The 24,597-nt window shown below is 71.0% G+C and carries 18 protein-coding genes, 1 tRNA gene and 1 pseudogene; 6 read left to right on the plus strand and 14 right to left on the minus strand.

Annotated elements, in window-relative coordinates; all coding sequences use genetic code 11:
- Positions 1-207: 207 nt before the first annotated feature.
- Both COUCH_RS37580 and COUCH_RS37585 read right to left on the minus strand, forming a co-directional pair.
- Entirely contained in the window at positions 208-648 is a 441-nt protein-coding gene (locus COUCH_RS37580; protein ID WP_249609879.1) for a DUF6232 family protein, read from the minus strand.
- A gap of 256 nt (positions 649-904) precedes the next feature.
- On the minus strand, positions 905-1,258 hold the full coding sequence (locus tag COUCH_RS37585; protein WP_249609880.1) for a DUF1304 domain-containing protein: 354 nt from the start codon (positions 1,256-1,258) through the stop codon (positions 905-907).
- 150 nt (positions 1,259-1,408) lie between these two features.
- On the opposite strand from COUCH_RS37585, the gene COUCH_RS37590 reads away from it, so the two are divergent.
- Both COUCH_RS37590 and COUCH_RS37595 read left to right on the plus strand, forming a co-directional pair.
- Positions 1,409-1,870, plus strand: a complete 462-nt coding sequence (locus COUCH_RS37590; protein ID WP_249613936.1) for a DUF2231 domain-containing protein — start codon at positions 1,409-1,411, stop codon at positions 1,868-1,870.
- Between the two features lie 35 nt (positions 1,871-1,905).
- Entirely contained in the window at positions 1,906-2,469 is a 564-nt protein-coding gene (locus COUCH_RS37595) for a type 1 glutamine amidotransferase domain-containing protein (protein WP_249609881.1), read from the plus strand.
- Positions 2,470-2,571: 102 nt separating this feature from the next.
- On the opposite strand, the gene COUCH_RS37600 is transcribed toward COUCH_RS37595, so the two are convergent.
- Positions 2,572-2,645: transfer RNA gene (locus tag COUCH_RS37600), tRNA-Thr, on the minus strand.
- 106 nt (positions 2,646-2,751) lie between these two features.
- On the opposite strand from COUCH_RS37600, the gene COUCH_RS37605 reads away from it, so the two are divergent.
- Positions 2,752-4,578: a metallophosphoesterase family protein gene (locus tag COUCH_RS37605; RefSeq protein WP_430640859.1), complete on the plus strand. Its 1,827-nt coding sequence runs from the start codon at positions 2,752-2,754 to the stop codon at positions 4,576-4,578.
- Between the two features lie 89 nt (positions 4,579-4,667).
- Here COUCH_RS37605 and COUCH_RS37610 read toward each other — a convergent pair whose 3' ends face one another.
- Complete coding sequence (locus tag COUCH_RS37610) at positions 4,668-5,504, minus strand: PSP1 domain-containing protein (RefSeq protein ID WP_249609882.1); 837 nt, start codon at positions 5,502-5,504, stop codon at positions 4,668-4,670.
- Positions 5,505-5,714: 210 nt separating this feature from the next.
- Between COUCH_RS37610 and COUCH_RS37615 the strand changes: the two genes are divergently transcribed.
- Positions 5,715-7,361 carry a hypothetical protein gene (locus tag COUCH_RS37615; RefSeq protein ID WP_249609883.1) on the plus strand — a complete coding sequence of 549 codons (1,647 nt, stop codon included), beginning with the start codon at positions 5,715-5,717 and terminating at the stop codon, positions 7,359-7,361.
- Between the two features lie 337 nt (positions 7,362-7,698).
- Here the strand turns inward: COUCH_RS37615 and COUCH_RS37620 are convergent, their stop codons facing one another.
- The 5 genes and pseudogenes from COUCH_RS37620 to tmk all read right to left on the minus strand — a co-directional run.
- Positions 7,699-8,316 carry a hypothetical protein gene (locus COUCH_RS37620; protein WP_249609884.1) on the minus strand — a complete coding sequence of 206 codons (618 nt, stop codon included), beginning with the start codon at positions 8,314-8,316 and terminating at the stop codon, positions 7,699-7,701.
- Between the two features lie 76 nt (positions 8,317-8,392).
- Positions 8,393-8,689, minus strand: coding sequence for a type VII secretion target (locus tag COUCH_RS37625; protein ID WP_249609885.1), 297 nt, complete (start codon positions 8,687-8,689; stop codon positions 8,393-8,395).
- 204 nt (positions 8,690-8,893) lie between these two features.
- Entirely contained in the window at positions 8,894-9,220 is a 327-nt protein-coding gene (locus tag COUCH_RS37630; RefSeq protein ID WP_249609886.1) for a YbaB/EbfC family nucleoid-associated protein, read from the minus strand.
- A 258-nt stretch (positions 9,221-9,478) separates the two neighbouring features.
- Positions 9,479-10,669: a DNA polymerase III subunit delta' gene (locus COUCH_RS37635; protein WP_249609887.1), complete on the minus strand. Its 1,191-nt coding sequence runs from the start codon at positions 10,667-10,669 to the stop codon at positions 9,479-9,481.
- A 668-nt stretch (positions 10,670-11,337) separates the two neighbouring features.
- Positions 11,338-13,392: pseudogene (tmk, locus tag COUCH_RS37640) on the minus strand (dTMP kinase); the annotation flags it as partial.
- Between the two features lie 243 nt (positions 13,393-13,635).
- Between tmk and COUCH_RS37645 the strand changes: the two are divergent.
- On the plus strand, positions 13,636-14,838 hold the full coding sequence (locus COUCH_RS37645) for an amino acid deaminase/aldolase (RefSeq protein ID WP_249609888.1): 1,203 nt from the start codon (positions 13,636-13,638) through the stop codon (positions 14,836-14,838).
- Positions 14,839-14,845: 7 nt separating this feature from the next.
- Here COUCH_RS37645 and COUCH_RS37650 read toward each other — a convergent pair whose 3' ends face one another.
- On the minus strand, positions 14,846-15,475 hold the full coding sequence (locus COUCH_RS37650) for a TetR/AcrR family transcriptional regulator (protein WP_249609889.1): 630 nt from the start codon (positions 15,473-15,475) through the stop codon (positions 14,846-14,848).
- 184 nt (positions 15,476-15,659) lie between these two features.
- On the opposite strand from COUCH_RS37650, the gene COUCH_RS37655 reads away from it, so the two are divergent.
- The gene (locus tag COUCH_RS37655) at positions 15,660-16,973 is read left to right on the plus strand and encodes a D-arabinono-1,4-lactone oxidase (RefSeq protein WP_249609890.1); all 1,314 of its coding nucleotides are present in this window, start codon (positions 15,660-15,662) and stop codon (positions 16,971-16,973) included.
- Between the two features lie 30 nt (positions 16,974-17,003).
- Here the strand turns inward: COUCH_RS37655 and topA are convergent, their stop codons facing one another.
- From topA to COUCH_RS37675, 4 genes are all read right to left on the minus strand, one after another.
- Positions 17,004-19,832 (minus strand): type I DNA topoisomerase, encoded by a 2,829-nt coding sequence (gene topA / locus COUCH_RS37660; protein ID WP_249609891.1) that lies wholly within the window; start codon positions 19,830-19,832, stop codon positions 17,004-17,006.
- A 196-nt stretch (positions 19,833-20,028) separates the two neighbouring features.
- Positions 20,029-20,877, minus strand: coding sequence for a hypothetical protein (locus COUCH_RS37665; protein WP_249609892.1), 849 nt, complete (start codon positions 20,875-20,877; stop codon positions 20,029-20,031).
- 37 nt (positions 20,878-20,914) lie between these two features.
- Positions 20,915-21,445, minus strand: coding sequence for a hypothetical protein (locus COUCH_RS37670; protein WP_249609893.1), 531 nt, complete (start codon positions 21,443-21,445; stop codon positions 20,915-20,917).
- Between the two features lie 74 nt (positions 21,446-21,519).
- Positions 21,520-23,886, minus strand: coding sequence for a sodium-translocating pyrophosphatase (locus tag COUCH_RS37675; protein ID WP_249609894.1), 2,367 nt, complete (start codon positions 23,884-23,886; stop codon positions 21,520-21,522).
- Positions 23,887-24,597 lie beyond the last annotated feature (711 nt).

Below are 24,597 nucleotides of genomic sequence, written 5' to 3' on the forward strand. Positions count from 1 at the left end.
CGGGGAAGGAAAGTCGCAGCCGCGGCCGCCGCTCTTCCCGCCCTGCCCGAGAAGGGTGTGCCGAGAGAGACGACGGCACCCGGTTGCCGCCGGGTGCCGGTGCTTCACCTCTCTCGTCTTCCCCCTTCTACCTGTAATCAGTACACCAGGCGAGCAAGCTGATCGCCATACCTCAACATGCCATATCGCAGATTGCGTACACGCAGCTCAGGCGGCGGCCGAGTCATCCCAGGACGACGGCGGGCGCGCGTCCTCGATCGCCCGGCGCAGTGCGCGGCTGACCTGGTTGAACACGCGGCCGTCGAACGCCTTGTAGAGCTGAACGGCCTCGCCGCGGTACACCCCCTCGAGCACCCACGCCCGGGGTCGGCCGCGCCGGTACATCGCCACGGCGGCGGCCGCGAATCCCGAGGCGCCGAGGAATGCGATGCCGTACACCAGCGAGACCGTTCCGAGCGACCATGTCGCCGCGATCAGGAGGACCGCCGCGCCGGCGGCGTACGCGACGGGCAGCCTGGAGTTTTCGGCCTGCGTGATGCAGACATTACGGAGGTCACGCACCTGAAAGGCCCTCGTCGCGCTCGGCGTGCGATGCACGAAGTGCTCACTGGTCACCATCGCGTCGGGCCCACGGTAGTAGAGGCGCATGCGATCACCCCTTCCTGCTTCCAGCGCGGAAGCGAGGAGAGGAAAGGCGAGCCACCGTTGGCGCAGGGAAGAATCCCCGCCTCGCTCGTACGTCACTCCGGGCGGTCCGGGAAGGCGACAACGGCACCCGGTTGCCGCCGGGTGCCGTTGTTGTCTCTTCCTCGGCTCCACTTGCCCTCAGTACAGCACGCCACCGCGCTGTCCGCCACACTTCAACCTGCCACCTCGCAGATTGCGTACCGGCGCTCCGCGGGCGTCAGCGGGCCAGCAGGACCAGTGCCAGGGCGATCGCAGCGGGGATGACCTGCACGAACAGGATCCGGCGAGTGGAGGTTATCGCTCCATAAATTCCGGCGATCACGACGCAGCCCAGGAAAAACAGCTGGAACGCGAGGCTGCCCGAGATGAGACCATAGAAGAGGCCGGCCGCCAGGAAGCCGTTGTACAGGCCCTGGTTCGCCGCCAGGGTGGCGCTCTGCGCCGCGAACTCCGGGGTGGTACCGAACGTGGCCCGCACCCGATCTGTCCGCCAGAGGAACATCTCCAGGACGAGAATGTAGACGTGGATGAGGGCTACGACGCCCACCATGATCTGCGCAGCCAACTCCATGCGGCACACCTTATCGATCAAGAGATATCGACTGCCGTAACCGCCGTCACCACGCGTTTCACCGTCTCGGACGCCGGGTAGGCCCAAAGACGATCGAGCGGCACGAACGGGACGAATGAGCCGGACCACAGCCTGGGGAGGGTGAGCACCATGGAGAGCCGACTGAGAATCGCCGGCCAGGCGGTGCAACCCGTCCTCGTCATGTTTCCCCTGGGCCTGTTCTCCATGGCCGTGCTCTTCGATGTCGCAGATCTGCTCGGCGGCCCCGCCATTCTCGGCGCGCTCGCGTACTGGAACATCGTCGCCGGCCTGGTGGGCGGTGTGCTGGCCGCCCTCGCCGGTGCGATCGACCTGATGTTCGTGCCGAACGGCACGACCGCCAAGCGGATCGGCGTATTGCAGAGCCTCGCCAACATGGGTGTCCTGATTCTTTTCGCGGTCATCCTCATGCTGCGCATGCGCACCCCCGACCGGGTGGCGGGCGGCGGTCTCCTCGCCGTCGAAATGCTCGCGCTCGCCGGTGCCGTCTTCGGCGCCTGGTACGGCGGGGAGCTCGTGAACCGCCGCACGGCCACGTTTGCCCGTGCCCGCGCCGGGAACCGCTCCTACTGAAGGAGCACCACCGCCGCGCGAAAGGGAAACCGACAATGGCCACCTCCATCAAGGGCAAGCGCGTCGCCTTCCTCGCGACCGACGGCGTCGAGGAAGTGGAGTACACCGAGCCCCGCAAGGCCGTCGAATCGGCCGGTGGCACGGCCGAGCTCATCTCCATCAAGAACGGCGAGATCCAAGCCGTGAACCACATGGACAAGGCCGGCACGTACCCGGTGGAAAAGCAGGTGAAAGACGCCGACGCCGACCAGTACGACGCCCTCGTCCTGCCCGGCGGCGTCGCCAATCCCGACTTCCTGCGCACCGACCCGGACGCCGTCCGTTTCGTCCGCTCGTTCTTCACAGCGGGCAAGCCGGTCGCGGCCATCTGCCACGGCCCGTGGACCCTCGTCGAGGCGGGCGTCGTCGACGGCCGCACGCTGACCAGCTGGCCCAGCCTGCGCACCGACCTCGCCAACGCCGGCGCCACGTGGGTCGACGAAGAGGTCTACGTCGACCAGGGCCTGGTGACCAGCCGCAAGCCCGACGACCTCCCCGCCTTCTGCGCCAAGATGCTCGAGGAGATCGCCGAGGGCGCGCACGAGAAGCAGACCGCCTGACCAATTACGCAGGTACGTGCGCCGGCGTGTTGTCGAGCGCAGCGCCCGTCCACCTGCGTGAATGCCGAAAGCCCAGGTCGATGACCTGGGCTTTCGTTTCCGAGCCGCCTGACGGAATCGAACCGTCGACCTACGCATTACGAGTGCGTCGCTCTAGCCGACTGAGCTAAGGCGGCAACGCTACAGAAGTGTACGGCATGCCCCGCGATCGTCCGTCATGGGCGGGCTCGGGCGCGCCGAACCGGACAGGCGATGTCATACCGCCGGACTACCCTGCCATGTGTGACCGATCAAGAGCCTCCCCGGCACCCCCGGCCGCGGGCTGCCGAGGCCGAGCCGTCCGCCGCTCGGCGGCCGGTGAGCATGGATCCGCCCGAGCTGGGCTTCAAGCCGCGCCGCCCGGTCGGCTGGCTGGCGCCGTTGTTGCTGCTCAACACCGGCCTGCGCACGCTGCTCGCGGTGCTCTTCGGCGCCTACCTCGACAAGCGGGAGCTGCAGAACGCCATGCCCGGCGACTCCTTCGAGGCGCCGGGCACCGACGGGGAGATCTGGCTCGACTACGTGGCCGACCTCGGCGACGGGTTCGACGCCACATACTCCGTGGCTTACCTGCTCGCTCAGCCCGAGCTCGAGGTCGACGGGCGACCGCTGCCGCGCGGGCAGCTGTTGCTGATGGGCGGTGATCAGGTCTACCCGGTGGCGAGCGGCGACGAGTACGAGAACCGGATGAAGGGTCCGTACCGGGCCGCGCTGCCGGAGCCGCCGGTCGACCGTCCGCAGCCGACGCTGTTCGCGTTGCCCGGCAACCACGACTGGTACGACGGGCTCACCGCCTTCCTGCGGCTGTTCGCCCGCCGGCAGGACGGTCACATCGGCGGGTGGCGCACGCAGCAGCGCCGGTCGTATTTCGCGGTGCGGCTGCCCTCGAACTGGTGGTTGTTCGCCATCGACGAGCAGTTCGGGGCGTACATCGACGACCCGCAGCTCGTGTACTTCGAGAAGGCCGCGCGGGCGCTCGGGCCGGACGACCGCATCATCCTCATGACGCCGTCGCCGACCTGGGTCAAGGCAGCGAAGAGGCCGGAGGCGTACGACGCGGTCGACTACTTCATCCGGACCATCCTCGCGCCCAGCGGCGCCCAGGTACGGCTTCTCGTCTCCGGCGACCTGCATCACTATGCCCGGTACACCGGCGCCGACCGGGAGCTGATCACGTGCGGCGGCGGCGGCGCGTACCTGCTGGCCACGCACCAGTTGCCGGGTGCTCTGACCGTACCGCCGAAAGAGACCCTGACCCGCAGCGCGAGCCGCAGCCGGACCTACGACCTGGTGTCCCGCTTCCCCAGCGCGGCGGAGTCGCGCCGCATGAGCTGGGGTGCGTTCCGCAGGATTCCCGCGCGCAACCCCGGCTTCGCCACGATGCTGGGGTTGATCCATACGTTGACGATGCTCGCGATGGCCGGCGCGGCCAGCCAGGGCGGCATCTTCCAGCGCCTGTTCAGCATCCCGCTGGTGTTCATGCTGGTGCTCATCCTGCTCGGCGCGGTCCTCTTCGCCCAGCCGCCCGGCGCCGGACATCCCGAGCACGTCCGGCACTGGATCTTCGGCCTGCTGCACAGCTTCGCCCACATCGCCCTCGCCGCCGGCGGCACATGGGTGTGGCTGCGGCTGCCGTTCCACGACTGGGCCTGGCCCGGGCCGCTCGTCGCCGCCGCGGTCCTGTACGGGCCGGTGATCGCGTTCGTCGCCACCCAGCTCCTCGCCCTGTACCTGGTGATCGCGGGCTTCTTCGACGTCAACGTCAACGAGCTGTTCGCGGGCCAGGGCATCGAGGACTCGAAGAGCTTCCTCCGCATGCACATCGCGGCGGACGGCTCGCTCACGGTGTACCCGATCGGCGTGGACCGCGTCTGCCACCACTGGACGGCTGACCCCGGCGGCGCGCCGGACAGCCCGTGGTTGCAGCCGGCGGACCCGCTGACGGTGAAGCTGATCGAGCCGCCGGTGCTGGTGGACGGACCGGCCGCGAGCGCTGCTGATGCCCCGGCAGGCGACACGACGACGTCGGGGGCGGCGCCCGGCCCGGGGAGCGAGGGCGCATTGCCGTAAGCCGCCGGCCGCTTTCGCCGGCTGCGGCTCACGTTCGTCGTGCGCTATGGCGTGGGCGCGCGGTGACGTGGGCGCTGTGGTGAGGTGGGTCAGGCGTAGTGCTCGTCGTGGGCCTGCCGAGGGCCGCAGACCGACGCGCGGCTGCACGAACAGCGGGAGCCGTCCGCGTCCATGCGCACCACCACGGCGTCCTTCGGCACGCTGTGCGCCACCACCCGGCCGTCGCCCTCCGGGGTGCTGACGCGGCTTCCGACGGCCGGCGCCGAGGCCTGGAACTTCTGGTACAGCGGGTGCTCGTACTTCAGGCAGCACATCAACCGGCCGCACGCGCCGGAGATGCGCAGGGGGTTGAGCGGCAGATCCTGGTCCTTGGCCATGCGGATCGTGACCGGCTCGAAGTCGGTCAGGAACGTGGCGCAGCACAGGTCGCGGCCGCAGGAGCCGATGCCGCCCTGGACGCGGGCAGAGTCGCGGGCGGAGAGCTGCCGCAGCTCCACGCGGCAGTGCAGGGTCGCCCCGAGGTCGCGGACCAGGGACCGGAAATCGACGCGGTGCGGGGCGGTGAAGTAGACCGTGGTGCGGGCGGCACCCGTACCGGCCTGGTCGAGGACGTGGTCGACGGCGACCACCTTCATCGGCAGGCCGTGCTCCTTGATCAGCTTCTTGGCCGCGACCTTCGCCTCGGCCTTTCGTTTTCTCAGCAGCTCGTCCCGGCGCAGGTCGCGCTCGTCGGCGAGACCGGCGACCTTGGGGAAACCGTCCGTGTCCTCGCTGACCCATTGCGCCGCCCAGACGCACTCCGCCACCTCGGGCCCGTCGTCGGTCGGGACCAGGACGCGGTCACCGACCTGCGGAGAGAACTCGCCCGGGTCGAGGTAGTAGAGACGGCCGTACCGGTTGAAGCTGACCGCGCACAGCATGCCCATGGGCCCAGCCTACGGCGACGGACCGGACGTGCGAAATGCCACAGAACGACATAGATCCGCGCAACCCCCCGCATTGAGCCTCGTTGGGCAGTCCCGTAGACGCCGCTCACTGCGGCATCCTTGGGGGAGGACTTCTTCATGACATCCGCCGTGCCCGTACGCGATGATCTTGCACAGCCCGCACCGGTTCCCGGGCATTCCCGGACGTGGATGACCCAGGCGCCGGCCATCGTGCGATTCGACCGCGGCCGCCGGCTCGGCCAGCTCGCCGCCGCGGCGGCCGGGCGGAAGCGATCGGTCGCGGCGCAAGCGGCGTTGAACGGGCAGGACGCGGCGGGTTCCGCTGTGGCCGGCCTGATGGGCGTGGGTTGCGCGAGTGACGCGCCGTCCGCCAGCGGCACTCCTTCCACGGGCAGCGCGGCTCTTGCCGGCAGCGCGGCTCTTGCCGGCAACGCGGCTCTTGCCGGCAACGCGGCTCTTGCGGGCGGCGCGCGGGCCGCGGTGGGTGTGGGCGGCGGCGACTCCGGTTCGCGGCGGCGGCGGCTTTTCGTTGCGGCTGGGGCGGTCGGGGCCGTTGGGATGTTGGCGGTGCCGTTGCCCGCCGGTGCTGCGCCCGCGCCCTGCGAGCGGGCCGAACGCTACTCGGCGCAGTCCGGCAGTCAGATTCTGCGGCTGAACGCGTGGGGGACCGCCGACGGGAAGGCCGGCTCCGAGGTTCACGTCGGCGATGCGAAGTCGGCCATGGTCGCGGAGGCCCCCGTCAGTTCCGCGGCCGTGGCGCGAGTGATCGACGCCGTGGAAGACGATGGGTCCCAGAAGCTCACCGACGCGCTGCAGCAGCAGGCGCCGCCGACGAACGAGAAGCCCAGCCGGCGCACCACCGGCGCCGCCGACGTCGGACCGATCAGCCTGGGCGCCGGCACGCTGAGCACGCACGCACAGTGGGAGGCCGGCATGGCCTGTGGCGTTACGTACGGTGAGGTGACGCGGGCGGCGGCTCGGCTGCGTGACGCTGGGATCGGTGCGGACGGTGATGCGGCGCTGGTGCGCGTACCCGGCAAGGTCGAGAGCGAGAGCACGACGGAGCTGGAGCGGCACGGCGACGCCGCGGCGACCGTGGCCTCCGCCGGCCTCGATGTCGGAACGTTCGAACTACTCAACGGTGCGGTGAAGGTTGCAGTGCGGAAGGCGCCGTCCCTGCGTGCCAGCATGTCCATCAAGGACGGTGGCGAGGTCCGCTACATTCCGGCCACTGTGGAGGTGTCGGGCGCCGGGTTCAAGACCGAACGGCTCGACACGGCGGGTGACGAAATCGAGATCACCCTGCATGACCCGAAGAAGGATACGAGCGCCGAGGAGTCCGCGACCGCCACGCCGGGGTTGCTCCGGGCGCTCGGCAAGACGCGGCTGCTGGGGGACGGGGACGGTGCTTCGCTCCCCGGCGTACCCGAATTGCCGGAGATCGCCGAGCCCAGGACCGAGGCTGCGCCGGTCGCCGAACCCGGCACCAAGGTCCGGATCTCGCTCGGCGACGTGCGCCAGGCCGCCCGCGGCCGCGCCATCGCGGCCCGCGCGGCCGCGCTGTCCGTGACGATCACGCAGGCCGCGTCGGACGACCGCACCAAGTCCGCGTACGGCGAGGGCGTGCTCGACTTCGACATGGGCGTCCTCGAAGCCGCGGCCGTGGCACCGGAAACGCCGGGCGCGGTGTCGGGCGCGGAAGCCGCGGGCGCCGGCGGCGGACTGCCCATCACCGGACCGCGGGTCGACGTGATCGCACTGAGCGGCGTGGCCCTCCTGATCGCGGGTACGGCGGCGCTGATCTTCGGGATGCGGGGGCGGCGGCCCCGGCCGTGATGGCGATGCCCCTCGCCGGCTGCGGCTGCCTCGCTTCTACGGACGTCGATATGGGCCGTCGAGATGACAGGGGCCGACTGACGGCCAAGCCCGGGTACGCCGCTCGTGCCGTCCTGAATCGACCGAGCGGCCCATTCCTCGCCCGGGGAGGCGACAAAGCCGCTCGGGAGGCGTTGAGTGGGAACTGAGCCTGCGGGGGGTGCAGGAAGGTCACGGCGTCGCTCTCGGAACCGGTAACCGAGTGCGGCGCCGTTGCCATTTCCCGAGCCCGGCGCGCGCCACCCGGCCGCGACCACAAAACCGCACCGCGTTGCAGTCGCGACCAGGGCCGCCCGCGTCATCGCATCGTGGTCGCCGACTCGGCGAGCGCCGCCGATGTGCTCAGCAAGTCGGCCGCCCGGTCGTATGCATCGGCCACAGTGCGCAGCACCCTCTCCGCCACCGTCGCCGCAGCGGAAACCTCCCTCGGCGCGCTTATGTCCACTTTGTCACCGGCGAGGACCACCGCCTCCAGCGAGCCGAGGATGTCGCCGAGAACCGCGGCCACCGCCTCGCGCGTCTGACGCATCCAGGTGATCAGGTCGTCGGCGAGGTCGGCGGAGGCCTGGAGGCGCTCGTCGAGGCTGTCGCGGTCGCCGCTCAGATGGGTGGCCGTACGCGCGCGCACCCGGTCGTACGCCTCCGCAGCTATGCCCGACCACTCCCCCGGCGCCGGCAGCGACCCGGCGAGCACCGCATACGCGCGGGCGTCCGCGCGCAGCTCGGGGGCCGCGTCCGCCAGGTCGGCCGGACGCAGTGCCGCGACCGCCCGCACCGCGTCGCCGGGAAGCAACCGTACGCGCCGCAGCTGCGTCCAGACCTCGTCGCTGGGCGGGGCGCCGGCGCCCGCGATCGTCGCGTCGACTCGGCGCAGAAGCGGCCCGGCCGTCTCGAGCAGTTCGTTCAGCCGATCCATCACGGCACTCGTTTCCCGGCGGCGGTCACCCGCATGGTCATGAACGGCCACGGAAGCCGCCTGGCGGACAAGGTCATCAGATCCCCCGGCGTACGCGGCGGGCCGCTTCGTCGTCGGTCTCCGCGTAGGTCTTGGCTGTCAGGCGTACGTCGGCAGCGAGGTCCGTCAGGACTTTCGCCGTATCGGCCGCCTCGCGGGCACGGGCGGCGAGCACGGCGGCCCAGCGGTCATGCAACTGCCTGCCCAGGCGGCCCGGCACGCCCGCGTCGGCCGCCGCGAAGACGCCCGGCGACGCGACGTGCGCCGGAAGTGAGCGGTCCACTGTGGTCAGCGCATCGGCCGCGGACTCGAGGCGCTCGGCGAGGTGTTCCATCACCGCTCCTCCCGGTGGGCCGAGCGGAGCTCTCCCCACGAGTTCACCAGTGCTGCGGGTTGGGCCATCAGAGGCCTCCCGGGGAGTTCACCTGTGCTCCCCGCGCGACCGTCGATGCTCTCGCCGGGGCCATCAACGCTCTCGGCGGAGCTGTCAGCCCTGCCGGCGAGGGGTGGCACGCCGGCTCGCGGCGAGGGGTGACCATCAGTGCTCTCCCAGCGAGCGGAAGGCGCCGAAGATCTCGTCGTGGAGCTTCTCCCTGGCCCATCGGGCCGCTTCGGTAGCATTCGTGACCACTGCTTGCACCTCTCGGGCCAGGTCTGTCGCGTTCCGGTTCTGCAGGTTGCCGCGGATGCGGACGTCCGTGATGTCGCCCGCCGCGGTCACCAGCACCTCCACCGTGTCGTCCGGGGAGTGGACCGAGACGACATGGGCCGCGACCGCCCTGTCGAACTCGGCCCGCAGGACGTCGAGGCGGCGGTAGCGCTCGATCGCCTCATCGATCCACGCCTCGTCGATCTCGCGGGGCATCGTCGGCTCCTTACCGGGCGTACCGCGGTGATTGCGTTCCGGCACCGAACCGTACCCGGTCGGGCATCCGCCGCGCATCCCCTTCGTACGTCCCTTGTGGATAACTGCCCTTGCGCGCCGTCGTGGGCCGCTCCTGTGGATAACGCCGGCTGAGGGTGCGGGCCGTGGAAGACTTCGTGCGGGGACGGGCCTCACGAGGGCTGAGCGTTCCAGCCCGTGCGCATGACGGAAACACTGCGTGCCGGAACGGAGAGGAGGTCAGCCGCGCCAGAGGTTGAGCATCATCGCTTCCACGGCGATCTTCGGCTTGACGTTCAGCTCGATCGCCTCGCGGCAGGCCAGCACCGCTTCCAGCCGTCGCAGCGTGCTCTCCGGTGACCACTTGCCGGCGGCCGCCTCGGACTGCGGGGCGGTGTCGGTGTTCACGACCGGCACCGGTGCACGCAGATTCGTGATGAGGACGTCGCGGTAGAAACCGGCGAGGTCGACGAGCGCACGGTCGAGGGCGTCGCGCTGGGAGCGGGTGAGGCGGGACTTCTGGCGCTTCTCGAGTTCCTTGAGCTGGCCGGCTGCTCCGCGCATCGCTCCGGCTGCGCCTCTGCCCGTACCGCCGGCTCCGAGGGCTTGTTCGAGGGCTGCGCGTTCCGTGCTGTCGGTTTCCGTCACGGTGGCCGCGGCTTCGGCCTCCGCGGCCTCGATCAGGGCCGAGGCGGCGTCGAAGCAGGCGCCCACGCCGGTCAGGCGGCGCGGCACGGTCAGGACCGCCTCGCGGCGTTTGCGGGCGTCCGGGTCGCGGGCGAGGCGCTTGGCGCGGCCGACATGGCCCTGCGCTGCTGCGGCGGCCCACGATGCGACGTCGGGGGCGATGCCGTCGCGGCGTACGAGGACTTCGGCGACCGCTTCTGCCGACGGCTGCCGCAACGGTACGACGCGACAGCGGGACCGGATCGTCACCGAGATGTCGTCGGGGTGGGTGGAGGGGGTGCAGAGCAGGAACACCGTACGAGGGGGAGGCTCTTCGATGGCCTTGAGCAGCGCGTTGCCGGCGGCTTCCGTCAGGCGGTCCGCGTCCTCGATCACGACGGCCTGCCACCGGCCACCGGACGGGGCGCTGCCGGCGCGCAGCACGAGCGCGCGCATCTCGTTGACGCCGATCGACAGGCCTTCGGGAACGACGTACCGGATGTCGGCGTGGGTGCCCCCGAGGGCCGTGTGGCAGCCGTGACACTCGCCGCAGCCGGCACCGTTGCGTTCGCACTGCAGCGCGGCGGCGAAGGCGCGGGCTGCCACGGAGCGGCCGGAGCCGGGCGGGCCGGTGAAGATCCACGCGTGCGTCATCGCCCCCGCGGCGACGTCGTCGCCGGCCACGATGCGCGCGGCGGCCGCGGCAGCCCGGCTCAGGGTGGCAACGGCCTCGTCCTGCCCCACCAGGTCGGCGAACACACTCATGGCGTCGATTCTCGCTCGCTCGCCGGCGCTCGCCCACCCGCTCCGGGTCCAGCGTCACGATCACCGCCGGCGTCGCGGTCACCGCCGGCGCCACGGTCCGAGCCGGCGCCACGGTCCGAGCCGGCGCCACGGTCCGAGCCGGCGTCGGGGTCGAGTCGGGGCTCGGGGTCGGCCGGGGCAGCGTCGTCAGCAACGGCGCGATTGCCGGTCATCTCCTCGAGCACCTCGAGCGGCGTTTCCGCATCCGACGTACCGGGAGCCGGATGCGAGACGGAGGACGCCGCGAGCGACGAGGCCGCCACAGAGCCGGAGCCGGCGGGCGATGACGCCGGGTCCGCCTCGGAGGGCGGAAGAACCTGAGTCGCGTCGGGAGACGCCACGACCTGGGTCGCCTCGGGGGAGGCAACGACCTGGGTCGCCTCGGCGGACGGGATGACCTGCGTCGCCTCGGGCGACGCCGCCCCCGATGACGGCGAGCCCGCCGGCAGGATCACCGCAGTCTCGTCCGGGCCACCCACCGACCGCACGACGACCGTCTCCTCGGACCCACCCACGCCCGCGGAAGGCCCGCTGCCACCCGCAGAAGGCCCACTCCCACCCGCGGAAGGCCCGCTCCCAAGCGGATCCGCCGGCATCGGCATCGTCCGGGAGATGTCACCTTGCGGCATCGCCACCGTCGGCGACGGGTCCGTGCCCGCTCGCATGACCAGCGTCTCGTTCGGGTCCGTTATCCGGGTCGGTTCCGTGTGGTAGTCCTCGCCGTTGAGCAGCGCGTTCACCCGGACCGCCACCGCGCCGGCGATTTCCTCCATCGGACGGGAGGCGTCCAGGACCAGGTAGCGCTTGGGGTCTGCCGAGGCGAGGTCGAGGAATGCGTACCGGACTCTTTCGTGGAAGGTGCGGGATTCGCTTTCGAGGCGGTCCGTGCCCTGGCCCCGGCTGTCGACCCGGCCCAGGCCGACCGTGGGGTCGACGTCGAGGAGGACGACCAGGTCCGGCTTGAGGCCGCCGGTCGCCCAGGACGAGAGCCAGGAGATCTCCTGGACCGGCAGAGTGCGGCCGGCGCCCTGGTAGGCGAGGGAGGAGTCCACGTACCGGTCGCTGATGACGACCGCTCCCCTTTCCAGGGCCGGGCGGACAACCGTGGCCACGTGGTGGGCCCGGTCCGCCGCATAGAGCAGCGCCTCGGCGCGCGGGGAGGGGGCGTCGGCGTCGGCGCCGTTGGAGAGGACGAGGCTGCGGATTCTGGCGCCCATGTCGGTTGCGCCCGGTTCGCGGGTGACGACCACGTCGTTGCCGGCGGCGCGGAGCGCCTCCGAGAGGCGGGTGACCTGGGTGGACTTTCCCGCTCCCTCGCCGCCTTCGAAGACCACGAAGATTCCCGTACGCGTGAAGGGCTCGGCCGGCGACAGCGGGCGCCCGCGGACCGCGCCCCACAGGTCCGCGAGGACCGGTACGCCGTGTTTGTCGTCCATCTGGCGGAACGCGCTGATGCCGGTCCAGACGCCGATGGCTCCCGCGACGAGGAGCAGGACGCGGGTGGAGGAGATGTCGACCGAGATGTCGCCGGCGCGGACCGTGCGGCTGCTGCCGAGACCGACCAGGACGCCCGCGAGGGAGATCGCGAGCAGCAGGACGAGCCGGGCGCCGATCTGGACGACGGCGAACACGCGGCCGCGGACCTCGTCGTTGACCTGGCCGCCGAGGAGCGTGACGCCGGCGAGGAACGCCATGCCCGCGCCCGCACCCACGAAGAGCGCCCCGAACAGGGCCATGGACAGGTGGAAGGCCACCGAGAGGAAGGCCACGGCGCCGCTGGCGAGCACGATGCTCATGCCGAACCAGCGCCGGCGCGACAGCTCCTTGACGATTGTCGGGCCGAGGCCGATGCCGATCGCCAGGCCGATGAACAGGGTCGCGAACAGCAGGTAGAACGCCGCGTCCCCGGCGCCGAGGGAGGCGGTGAAGAAGCGGGCCGTGCCGACGACGATGCCGGCGCCCGCGAACGCGCCGAAGATGCCGAGCACCAGGCCGCGGACGAACGGGGTGTTGCCGATGTACTTCCAGCCCTCGACGAACTGCCGGAACATGCTCTGCTCGGCGTTCTTCTGCTGGCGTTCCCGCCGGCCGGCGCTGATCTCCTTGATGCCGAAGAACACCACCGCGGCCGTCGCCGCCCGGGACAGGGCGTTGATGTAGAGCGCGATCTGCACCGGGGACGCCCACGTGGGCAGGCCGCCGATCGGGCCGCGGACCACGCCGTCGAGGGCGGCGAGGACGAGGGCGGCGAGGATCGGGGTGATGCCGTACGTGGTGATCAGCGTGAGCTGGTTCGACGCCTCGAGCCGGCCCTTGGGGATGAGGTTGGGGACCGCGGCCTCCTTGGCCGGGATCCACATCAGCGTGATCGTCTCGCCGATGAAGGTGGCGATCACCGTCCAGGTCACCGTGAACGCGCCGGAGTCGCTGACGAGGGCGACCAGGGGGATGGACCCGTACACGAAGAAGCGCAGGATGTCGCAGATGACCATGGTGTAGCGGCGGTCGAACCGGTCCGCCATCACGCCGGCGATCGGTCCCAGGATCAGGGCCGGGAGCAGCCGGATCGCGATCGTGCTGCTGAACGCGCTGCCCTGCGCGACGCTGCCGCTGACCTGTTGCGAGGCGAAGAGGGCGGTGGCGAGGATGCCGATCCAGTCGCCGAAGGACGCGACGCTGAGCACGAGCCAGAGCCGCCGGAAGGGGCGGATCAGCAGGACGGCGCGCAGGGCCGCGACCCCGGACAGGTCGACGGGGGCGGCCTCCGTCCGTGCCGAGCTCGTTTCGGTGTCGATGGTCCTTACCTCCCGATCGCTGCTGCCCGAAGCACTCTAACGGGCGGCTGCAGCTCATCGTGGGTGCGCTCGTTCGGGTGGCGCATAAATGAAGGTGTTTCGCATTGGCCGTACAGCGGATAGGTTGCCCCTGTGACCGCCGGACGCGCATTACAGAAACGGCTCGACCGGGCCACCGCCCACCTCGAGACGCCGCTGGCCGCAGTCGACCTGGCGGCCTTCGACGCCAACGCCGCCGCGCTGTCGCTGCGCTCGGCCGGCAAGCCGATCAGGGTGGCGAGCAAATCCGTACGCGTGCGCGCCCTGCTCGAACGCGTTCTGCAGCGCCCCGGCTGGTCCGGCGTCATGGCGTACACGCTGCCGGAGGCCATCTGGCTGGTCCGCTCCGGGGTGACCGACGACGTGCTGGTCGCGTACCCGACAGTGGACCGGACCGCGATCGCCGAGCTGACCGCTGACCCGCAGCTGGCCGCCGCCATCACCATCATGGTCGACCACCCGTCCCACCTGGACCTGGTCGACGCGGTGACGCCCCCCGGACGGCGCCCGGACGTACGGCTGTGCCTCGAGCTGGACGCGTCGTGGCGGCCGGCGGGGCCACTGCACGTGGGCGTACGCCGATCCCCCGTGCACTCCGCGGCGCAGGCGGGAGCCCTGGCCCGGCGGGTGGTGGCCCGCCCCGGATTCCGGCTGGTCGCGATGATGGCGTACGAGGCGCACATCGCCGGGGTCGGCGACGCACCACCCGGGCAGGCGCTGCGGGCGCGCGCGATCCGGATGATGCAGCGCCGCTCGTTGCCGGAGCTGCTGCGGCGGCGGATGGCCGCCGTCAAGGCGGTCCGCGAGCACGCCGACCTGGAGTTCGTGAACGGCGGCGGCACCGGCAGCATGGCCGCGACCGCCGCCGACCCGTCGATCACCGAGGTCGCCGCCGGCTCCGGCCTGTTCGGGCCGACCCTCTTCGACGCGTACCGGGCGTGGCAGCCCACCCCGGCGGCGTTCTTCGCGCTGTCGGTCGTCCGCCGTCCGGCGCCACGGATCGCCACGGTGCTCGGGGGCGGCTGGATCGCGTCCGGCCCGGCCGGGCCGTCGCGGCAGCCGACACCGTGGCTACCGGAGGGTCTGCGGTTCCGCGCCGACGAGGGCGCCGGCGAGGTGCAGACACCGCTGGTCGGCCCGGCCGCGGACGAGCTGCGGCCCGGCGACCGGGTGTGGTTCCGTCACGCCAAGGCCGGCGAACTGTGCGAGCACGTCAACGAGGTGCACCTCGTCGACGGCGACACGGCGGCGCCGGCCCCGACGTACCGGGGCGAGGGGCATGCCTTCCTGGGGTGAGCAGGCGTCAGGCGGGAACGTGGCGGTGCAGATATTCGCGGATCAGCGCCTTGGCCTCGGTCAGCACGGCCTCGTCGCCGGTCGCGTCGCGCCGGAACGCGAGCTTGATCAGCGCGTCCGCCGCCTCGACGGCGATCAGCAGCGCGAAGCGCAGCCGCGTGCGGTCCATCAGCTGGAACTGGTCGACGAGCAGCTCGGCGAGCCGGTCGCCGATGACCGCGTTGTTGTCCCGCTCGGCGTCCAGCAGGTGCAGGTCCACCACGTCACCGAAATGCAGCGTACGGAAGCCCGGCACGCTGCGGTGCATGTGGATGTACGCGTCTATGGCCGCGTCCACGCCGTCCCACCAGTGGGCGAACGTCTCATTGGCGAAGCGCGCCGACAGACTCTGCAGGTACGCGTCCATGTTGCGCATCGCCAGTGCCTGGACGATGGCCCGCTTGTCCGGGAAGAACTGGTAGACCGAGCCGATGGCTACCTCGGCCCGCTCGGCGAGCAGGGTGGTGGTCAGGCCTTCGTACCCGACCTCGTCCACCAGCTCGGCGCAGGCGTCGAGCATGCGCTGGACCCGGGCAACGCTTCTGCCCTGCACCGGAACGCGGCGCAGCGGCCCGGTGGTGACGGTTGGTGTCGACACGCGTCGCCACTCCCTCTCAGCGGTGATAATGAGCACTGTTCGCGACGGCGGATCAAGGGCCGCGGACACCACTCAATCGGAACGTTACTCGGATCAACGAGCGAGACGCATCGACGGGACGCCGAGGACACGCGGTATCCCCGGTTTTGTGCGACTGTCCGCTTGTCGGGAAGACAAGGCCGTAATGACCAGTGACAACGCAGCCCCTGTCGCGTCCCCCCGCTGGCACAACTGGGGCGGCAATCAACACTCCGTCGCCGCCGACGTCGTGATGCCGGGTTCCGCCGACGAGGTGGCGGCGCTCGTCAAGGAGGCGGCGGCCGCCGGGCGGCGGGTCAAGGCGGTCGGCAGCGGGCACTCGTTCACCGGCATCGCGGTCGCCGACGACCAGCGGATGCTGCTGCACCGGCTGGCCGGCCTCGTGGCCATCGACGGTGATCTCGTCACGGTCCAGGCCGGCATGCCCCTGCACCGGCTCAACGCCGTGCTGGCCGAACACGGCCTGGCCATGCCCAACCTCGGAGACATCGACCGGCAGACCGTGGCGGGTGCGATCTCCACGGGTACGCACGGCAGCGGGCAGGCGTACTCGACGCTCGCCTCGGGCGTCGAGGCAGTCACGCTCGTCACGGGATCCGGCGAGGTGCTGCGCGTCGACTCGTCATCCGAGTTGTTCCCCGCGGCGCGGCTGGGCCTCGGCGCGCTCGGCGTGCTGGTCGAGGTGACGCTGCGCTGCGTACCGGCGTTCGTGCTGCTCGCTGACGAGCGGCCGATGCCCCTGACAGAGGTGCTGGCCGGGCTCGACGAGCAGATCGCCGCCAACGACCACCTCGAGTTCTACTGGTACCCGTACACCGACCGGGCGCAGCTCAAGCGCAACAACAAGGTGCCGGCGTCCGATCGTCCGCTGTCGCCGTTCCGCAGCTGGCTCGACGAGGAATTCCTGTCCAACACCGTCTTCCAGGGCGCCTGCAAGCTGGGGCAGAAGATCCCCGCGATCGTCCCGACGGTCAGCGCGGTCGCGGCGCGGGCCCTGACGGCCCGCACCTACACGGACCGGTCGGACCGGGTCTTCTGTACGTCACGCCGCGTGCACTTCGTGGAGATGGAGTACGAGATCCCGCGCGAGTGCCTGTCCGAGGCGCTGTCCGCGTTGCCCCGGATCATCGAGAAGTTGCCGTTCAAGGTGCAGTTCCCGGTCGAGGTGCGCTTCACCGGCCCGGACGACATCTGGCTCTCGCACGGGTACGGGCGGGACTCGGCGTACATCGCGGTGCACCAGTTCTCGGGTAGCCCGTACGAGCCGTACTTCCAGGCGTTCGAGGCGGTGTGCGAGCCGCTGGGTGGCCGGCCGCACTGGGGCAAACTGCACTATCGGGACGCGGATTCGCTCCGGCGCGCGTACCCCCGCTTCGACGACTTCGTAGCGGTGCGCGATCGGCTCGACCCGGCCCGGGTTTTTGCGAATCCCTACCTGGACCGGGTCCTCGGCGCCTGATTTCCTGCCGTACCCCGCGCGCCGTGTGGCTCAGTCGGCGGCGGCCGTGGCCTTCGCGGGGGCTGCCTTCTTCGGCGCTGCCTTCTTGGCGGCCGGCGCGGCATTGGTCGCCTTGCGGGCGGTCGCCTTCTTGGCCGGCGCCTTCTTCGCGGTGGCCTTCTTGGTGGCGGCCTTCTTCGCGGGCTCGGCACCGTCGGCGGCCTTCTTGGCCGGCGCCCTCTTCGCGGCCTTCTTCGGCGCCGGACCCTTCGCGCGCTTCTCGGCGAGCATCTCCGAGGCCTGCTCGACGGTCAGCTCCTCCGGCGTCTGCCCGCGCCGCAGCGACGCGTTGAACTCGCCGTCGGTCACGTACGGGCCGAACCGGCCCTCTTTGATCACCATGGGCTTCTGGGTGGCCGGGTCGGGGCCGAGCTCACGCAGCGGCGGCTTGGCCGCGCCGCGCTGGCGGGTCTTCGGGGCGGCCAGCAGGGCCAGCGCCTCGTCCAGCGTGATCGTGAAGAGTTCGTCCTCGCGCTGCAGGGACCGCGAGTCGGTGCCGCGCTGCACGTACGGGCCGAACTTGCCGTTCTTGGCGACGATCTCCGCACCCTCGGGGTCCTTGCCGACGACCCTCGGCAGGGTGAGCAGCTGCACCGCCTGCTCCAGCGTGAGCGTCTCCGGCGACTGGGTGCGGAACAGCGACGACCGCCGCTCCCCGCTCTCCACGTACGGGCCGAAGCGGCCGGACTTGAGCACCACCGGCTCGCCGGTCGACGGGTCCTCGCCGAGGCTCTTCTCCCCACCGCCGCCGAGGAACAGCTCCCTGACCTTCTCGGGGGTCAGCTCATCGGGCGCGACACCGTCCGGGATGGAGACCCGGTCGTTCGGCGACTCCTCGGTCGCCTCCGGGAGCTGACGCTGCAGGTACGGCCCGTACCGGCCGACCCGCACGACGATGAGCCGGCCCTCCTCGTCGTCGAAGAGCGGGATCGAGTTGATCGACCGCGCGTCGATGGCGCTGAGGTTGTCGGTGACCAGCTTGCGCAGGCCGCCCGCCTGGGCGATCGAGTCTTCCGGGTCGGCGTTCTGGCTGCCGAAGTAGAACGCGCTGAGGAAGTCCAGCGAGGCGTGGTCGCCCCCGGCGATGCCGTCGAGGTCGTTCTCCATCGCGGCGGTGAAGTTGTAGTCGACCAGCCGCGGATAGTGCTTCTCCATCAGCCCGATCACGGCGAACGCGATGAACGTCGGGATCAGCGCCTGGCCGCGCTTCTCCACGTACCCGCGGTCCTGGATCGTCTGCATGATCGACGCGTACGTCGACGGGCGGCCGATGCCCAGCTCCTCCAGCGCCTTGACCAGCGACGCCTCGGTGTAGCGCGCCGGCGGGCTGGTGTGGTGGCCGACCGCGGCGAGCTCCTCGGCGGTCAGCGGCTGGTCCTTGACGAGGTTGGGCAGGCGGCGCTCGGCGTCCTCGGCCTCGGCGTTCTCGTCGTCGGACGACTCGACGTAGGCGCGCAGGAAGCCCGGGTCGGTGATCGTCTTGCCGGTCGCGGCGAAGTCCGCCTCCTCCTGAGCGGTGGAGACCGCCCGGATGCGCACGGAGATCGAGTTGCCGACCGCGTCGGTCATCTGCGAGGCGACCGTACGGCGCCAGATCAGCTCGTACAGCCGGAACTCGTCGCCGGAGAGCTCCTTGGCCAGCTCGCCCGGCGCCCGGAAGGTGTCGCCGGCGGGGCGGATCGCCTCGTGCGCCTCCTGGGCGTTCTTGACCTTGCCGGTGTAGCGGCGCGGCTCCGGCGGGACGCTGCGCTCGCCGTACAGCTCGGCGATCTGCCGGCGGGCGGCCGCGATGGCCGTCTCCGACAGGTTCACCGAGTCGGTACGCATGTAGGTGATGTAACCGTTCTCGTACAGCCGCTGCGCCACCCGCATGGTCTGCGCCGAGGACATGCGCAGCTTGCGCGCGGCCTCCTGCTGCAGCGTCGAGGTGATGAAGGGCGCGTACGGCCGGCGCCGGTACGGCTTCTCCTCGACCCGGGTGACCTGGAACGGGCGGTCCTCGAGCCGGGCGGCGAGCCCGCGGGCGCCGTCGCCGTCGAGGTGCACGACCGACGCGCCGGGCTTGATCCGCCCGGTGGTGGGCTCGAAGTCCTTGCCGGTGGCGATGCGGTCGCCGTTGAGCGCGATCAGCGTCGCCGAGAAGTTGCGCGGCCCCTCGACCTTGCCCTGCACGGCCAGCTGGGCGTTGATGTCCCAGTACTCGGCCGTGCGGAAGGCCATGCGCTGGCGCTCGCGCTCGACCACGATGCGGGTCGCCACGGACTGGACCCGGCCCGCCGACAGCTTCGGCATGACCTTCTTCCACAGCACCGGGCTGACCTCGTAGCCGTACAGCCGGTCGAGGATGCGCCGCGCCTCCTGGGCGTCGACCAGGTCCTTGTCGATCTCGCGCGGGTTGGCGACCGCCGCCTGGATCGCCGGCCGGGTGATCTCGTGGAAGACCATCCGCTTGACCGGGACCTTCGGCTTGATCGTCTCGACCAGGTGCCACGCGATGGCCTCGCCCTCGCGGTCCTCATCGGTGGCGAGGAAGATCTCGTCGACCTCCTTGGCCAGCTGCTTCAGCTTCGCGATCTGCTGCTTGCGGTCGGAGGAGACGACGTAGAGCGGGTGGAAGCCGTTGTCGACGTCGACGCCGAGCCGCGCCCAGGACTCGCCCTTGTACTTCTCGGGCACCTCGTCGGCGTTCTTCGGCAGGTCACGGACATGGCCGAAGGAGGCCTCGACGAAATAGTCGGGCCCCAGGTAACCGGCGATCGTCTTGGCCTTCGACGGGGACTCGACGATGACCAGACGGGTCGTCCTGGCGTTACTCGGCACGGCACTCCCACACTTCGGTTCACTCGGCGGCCCGTCGCGGACGGCGGGCACGCGGACGTTCAACGTAACGCGCCGGACGAGCTGGCATTCCCCGGGCAGACAGAAGTCGGATGGTAACGGTCCGGCCACCGCACGCGTCCGACGGCGACACCGTACACCGGGAACATGCCGTCGTGTCGTACACAATCGGGGAAGATCACGCAGCGGCGCCGCCCGGCCACAGCCGCGCCGGGGCCGCGGCGGGCCGTTCGCCGATCAGTTCGGCGAGCCGGGTGAGACGCCTGCCACCTGCGATCACGTACGCCGGACCGGCCTGGATCGTGCCCGCCAGCCCGACCCGGGCGAGAGCGTCATCAATGGCTTTGTCAAGCAACCCGTCGGGATTCAGACCGAGCGCGTACCCCTGCGGCCGGGGTGACCCCGCCGCGGCGACCCATAGCCGCAGCCTCGGCCCGTTGAGGAACAGCCTGCCGGAGGGCGGCGGCCAGCTGCGGGCAAGACCGTTCAGACGGCTGCTGTACGCGGTCCGCACCTCGAACGCCGCGGGAGGCGCTTCCTCGCTGCCTTGCTCGGTCCCTGCCGCCTCGGACGGCTCCTCCGCGAACGGCTCCTCCGCGGGCTTCTCCCCGGCGGTCTCCTCGTCGGTCGTCTGCTCTGCGGCGGTCTCGTTCGCCGCCTCCTCGTCCACCGGCACCGCGACCAGCTCGGCCACCCGCTCCTCGGGCGGCTCCGCCGCCACCGGGTGCCAGTTGACCACCAGGCCCCGACAGACGAGCTCCTCGACCAGCACGTGCACCCGCCAGGCCGCGTCCACTTGGACGGCGACGCGGGCCGTACCACCCATCCGGCCCAGCGTCCCCGGGCCGGCCAGCAGGCCCGCCAGGTCGGCCAGCGAAGGGTCGACGGCCTCCACCCCGAAGACGGACAGCTGCTTGCCGGAGGGCGCGGCGGCGGTGACAGCGGCCCGGCGGGACCGGACGCGGGCGGGCTCGACCGGCGCGGGCAGCACCTCGCGCGGGATCAGCGGCCACCCGGGCTCGGCCATGATCAGCGGCTCTCCGGGACTTCGCTCTTTGCCATGATCAGCGGCACTCCGGGACTTCGTCGAACGCTTCCTTGAGCTCGACCGACGAGAGGTTGCTGGTGTCGAGCTCGCTCGCCTTGTACTCGGTGTTCAACGTCTCGACGACCGTGCCGACCTTGGCGTAGAAGTCCTTCGACGGGCTGGTCTGCAGCCCTTCGATGCCCGTCCGGGCCCGGCCGTATGCGTCGCGCATGGCGCTCAGCGACGCCGTGAAGCTCTCCGCCACCTTCTCGCCCTGGTCTACGTCGGGCACGCCGGCCTTCTCCACTCCGGCGCGGGCCTTCTCGCTGGCCGACTCCGCGCCGCCGAAGAGCCGCATCAGGTTCTCCTTCGCCTGGGCGGGCGTCGTCGCTGCGGTCATCTGCTGCTGCGTGCGGGTCGCGAGCGTGCCGATCTCCGTGCGCCAGGGGGCGAGCACCTTGCACACCGAGGTGGCCCAGGCGCGCGGCGCGGGACCGCTCGAACACGCACCCAGCGTCACGACGAGTGAGCAGACGATGAGTAAGAAGGTGGAGCGGGCCGTGCGCATGGATTGCAGCGTACGGCCAACGTACGACGGAGGGCACCCGGCGAGCGCCGAGTGCCCTCCCAGACCGCTTCGGATCAGGCGCTGACCTTCTCCGAGGTGGACGCCGCCGCCGGGGCCTCGTCGCCCATGGAGATCGGCTTGCGCTTGCTCCAGACGACCGCCGCCACGATGATCAGCGCCGCGACGACCGAGATCGTCACGCGCAGCGCGGTGTTCTGGTCCGTGCCGACGCTCCAGGCCACGACGGCCGGGGCGATCAGCAGCGACACCAGGTTCATCACCTTCAGCAGCGGGTTGATGGCCGGGCCCGCGGTGTCCTTGAACGGGTCGCCGACGGTGTCGCCGATGACCGTCGCGGCGTGGGCGTCGGAGCCCTTGCCGCCGTACGCGCCATCCTCGACCAGCTTCTTGGCGTTGTCCCAGGCACCACCGGAGTTGGCCAGGAACACCGCCATCAGCGTGCCCGCACCGATCGCACCGGCCAGGTACGCCGCGAGCGCGCCGGCGCCCAGGCCGAAGCCCACCGCGATCGGCGCCATGATCGCCAGCAGACCCGGGGTGAGCAGCTCACGCTGGGCGTCCCGGGTGCAGATGTCGACGACGCGGCCGTACTCGGGACGCTGAGTGCCGTCCATGATGCCGGGGAAGTCGCGGAACTGGCGGCGTACCTCCATCACGACCGCGCCCGCCGAGCGGGAGACGGCGTTGATCGCCAGGCCGGAGAAGAGGAACACGACCGCGGCGCCGACCAGCAGGCCGACCAGGTTGCGCGGGTTGGAGATGTTCAGCAGGCCGAGGATCTCGCCGCCGATCCGGTCGGGGCTGATCCCGGCGTCGGCCAGCGACGACGACAGCGTGTTCGTGTACGAGCCGAACAGCGCCGTGGCGGCGAGGACGGCCGTCGCGATCGCGATGCCCTTGGTGATCGCCTTCGTGGTGTTGCCGACCGCGTCGAGCTCGGTCAGGATCTGCGCGCCGCGCTCGTCCACGTCGCCCGACATCTCGGCGATGCCCTGCGCGTTGTCCGAGATCGGCCCGAAGGTGTCCATCGCGACGATGACGCCGACCGTGGTCAGCAGGCCGGTGCCGGCCAGCGCGACCGCGAAGAGCGACAGCGTGATGGAGGAACCGCCGAGCAGGAACGCACCGTAGACACCCGCGCCGATGAGCAGCGCCGAGTAGACCGCCGACTCCAGCCCGACGCTGACGCCAGCCAGGACCACCGTGGCCGCACCCGTCTGCGACGACTTGCCGATGTCCTGCACCGGGCGCCGCTGCACCTCGGTGAAGTAGCCGGTCAGGGCCTGGATGGCGGCGGCGAGCACGATGCCGATCACGACCGCGCCGATGGCCACCAGGCGCGGGTCACGGCCGCTGGCGACGACACCGGCGTCCAGGGAGGCGTCGTTGAACCCGGCGAAGGTCGCCGGCAGGTAGATGAAGCTGACGATCGCCACGATGATCGCCGACAGCACGGCCGAGATGTAGAACGCCCGGTTGATGGCGGTCAGGCCGTTGCGGTCCGAGGCGCGCAGCCGCGTGATGAAGACACCGACGATGGCGATGACCACGCCGATCGTCGAGACGATCAGCGGGAAGATCAGGCCGTCCTGGCCGAACGCCGCCTGGCCCAGGATGAGGGCGGCGACGAGCGTGACCGCGTACGACTCGAAGAGGTCGGCCGCCATGCCGGCGCAGTCGCCGACGTTGTCGCCCACGTTGTCCGCGATCGTCGCGGCGTTGCGCGGGTCGTCCTCCGGGATGCCCTGCTCGACCTTGCCGACCAGGTCGGCGCCGACGTCCGCCGCCTTCGTGAAGATGCCGCCGCCGACCCGCATGAACATGGCGAGCAGCGCGGCCCCGAAGCCGAAGCCCTCGAGCACGGTCGGGGCGTCGTCGCGGTAGATGAGCACGACCAGCGCGCCACCGAACAGGCCGAGGCCCACGGTGAGGAAGCCGACCACGCCACCGGTACGGAACGCGATGCCCATCGCCTTCTCGCGGCCGCCGGCCTCACCCGCGGCAGCGGCGACGCGCAGGTTCGCCCGCGTCGCCAGCGCCATGCCGGCGCCACCGATGAACGAACTGAACACCGCGCCGACGACGAAGAACAGCGACCGGCCGATCTTCACCGCGGTCTCGTTGTCACTGTTCCCGTGCACGGGCAGCAGGAACAGCAGCACGACCGCGACGACGACGAAGATCGCCAGGGTCTTGAACTGCCGGAACAGGTACGCGGACGCACCCTCCTGCACAGCCCCCGCGATCTCCTGCATGTTGGTGGTGCCGCGCCCGGCCTTGAGGACCGACTGCACGAACATGGCGGCGAAGGCGAGCGCGACGAGCGCGAACACCACCGCGACGATGACGAACGTGACGTTCGAACCGCTGAGGGACGCCCCGCCGCTCTCCGCGGCGAGGGATATGGAGGTCCCGGACATCAATGTCCTCCTGTACACCGACCGCACCCGGTAGTGGACGAACCGGGCGCATCCCCGCATCCGGGGAGACGACAAACCGGGTCCCGCGGCCGCGGGACCAGGGAGCAGTAGCTGATTACCGGCGTACTGTAGCGGCCAGGGGTGGTGGTGGTCACACCTGGCTCCGGCCGTGTCGTGGTGATGTTTACCGCTGTGTTAGCGGTTGGCGTTCGAACGGGTGACGGCCTAGGCTCCGCGCTCCTAGCTGGGCTTTCCGGTGCCTTGCGCCGAACGGTGTCCTTTTTGCGCTGAGTGGTGTTTGCGCGGGGCTCTCGACAGAGGCTTACCCTTCGTCCGGCACCGTTCGCATGGCGTCATTTCCGGTCGCGGGCGACCGCCTCGGGTCGTGCTGTCCATCATGTCCTTTCAGACCGCGGTCCGTGGGTCCGGCGCGCGGGCGAAGGGCTCCCGGACTGTGGTCGCCGGGCACGACATTCTGGTCCCGGCAGCGCCGTCGGCAGCGCGGCGCACGCGGTGATTACGCCGGCGCGGCGACGATCAAGCCGACGCGGGCCACCAGCCGAGCCGGCGCAGGTCGCGGTCCGAGCCGGCGCGGACCACCGGTCCAGCCGGCGCAGGCCGCGGTTCAAGCCAACGCGGGCCACCGGCCCAGCCGGCGCAGGCCGCCGTCCGAGCCGACGCCGGCCAACGGTCCAGCCGGCGCGGGCCGCG

Origin of the sequence: Couchioplanes caeruleus (assembly GCF_023499255.1) — a bacterium.
Lineage (GTDB): Bacteria > Actinomycetota > Actinomycetes > Mycobacteriales > Micromonosporaceae > Actinoplanes > Actinoplanes caeruleus_A.

Coding starts and splice junctions, on each gene's coding strand:
- COUCH_RS37580 (WP_249609879.1), bottom strand. CDS start 648: ATGCGCCTCTACTACCGTGGGCCCGACGCGATGGTGACCAGTGAGCAC.
- COUCH_RS37585 (WP_249609880.1), bottom strand. CDS start 1,258: ATGGAGTTGGCTGCGCAGATCATGGTGGGCGTCGTAGCCCTCATCCAC.
- COUCH_RS37590 (WP_249613936.1), top strand. CDS start 1,409: ATGGAGAGCCGACTGAGAATCGCCGGCCAGGCGGTGCAACCCGTCCTC.
- COUCH_RS37595 (WP_249609881.1), top strand. CDS start 1,906: ATGGCCACCTCCATCAAGGGCAAGCGCGTCGCCTTCCTCGCGACCGAC.
- COUCH_RS37610 (WP_249609882.1), bottom strand. CDS start 5,504: ATGGGCATGCTGTGCGCGGTCAGCTTCAACCGGTACGGCCGTCTCTAC.
- COUCH_RS37615 (WP_249609883.1), top strand. CDS start 5,715: ATGACCCAGGCGCCGGCCATCGTGCGATTCGACCGCGGCCGCCGGCTC.
- COUCH_RS37620 (WP_249609884.1), bottom strand. CDS start 8,316: ATGGATCGGCTGAACGAACTGCTCGAGACGGCCGGGCCGCTTCTGCGC.
- COUCH_RS37625 (WP_249609885.1), bottom strand. CDS start 8,689: ATGGAACACCTCGCCGAGCGCCTCGAGTCCGCGGCCGATGCGCTGACC.
- COUCH_RS37630 (WP_249609886.1), bottom strand. CDS start 9,220: ATGCCCCGCGAGATCGACGAGGCGTGGATCGATGAGGCGATCGAGCGC.
- COUCH_RS37635 (WP_249609887.1), bottom strand. CDS start 10,669: ATGAGTGTGTTCGCCGACCTGGTGGGGCAGGACGAGGCCGTTGCCACC.
- COUCH_RS37655 (WP_249609890.1), top strand. CDS start 15,660: ATGACCAGTGACAACGCAGCCCCTGTCGCGTCCCCCCGCTGGCACAAC.
- COUCH_RS37665 (WP_249609892.1), bottom strand. CDS start 20,877: ATGGCCGAGCCCGGGTGGCCGCTGATCCCGCGCGAGGTGCTGCCCGCG.
- COUCH_RS37670 (WP_249609893.1), bottom strand. CDS start 21,445: ATGCGCACGGCCCGCTCCACCTTCTTACTCATCGTCTGCTCACTCGTC.
- COUCH_RS37675 (WP_249609894.1), bottom strand. CDS start 23,886: ATGTCCGGGACCTCCATATCCCTCGCCGCGGAGAGCGGCGGGGCGTCC.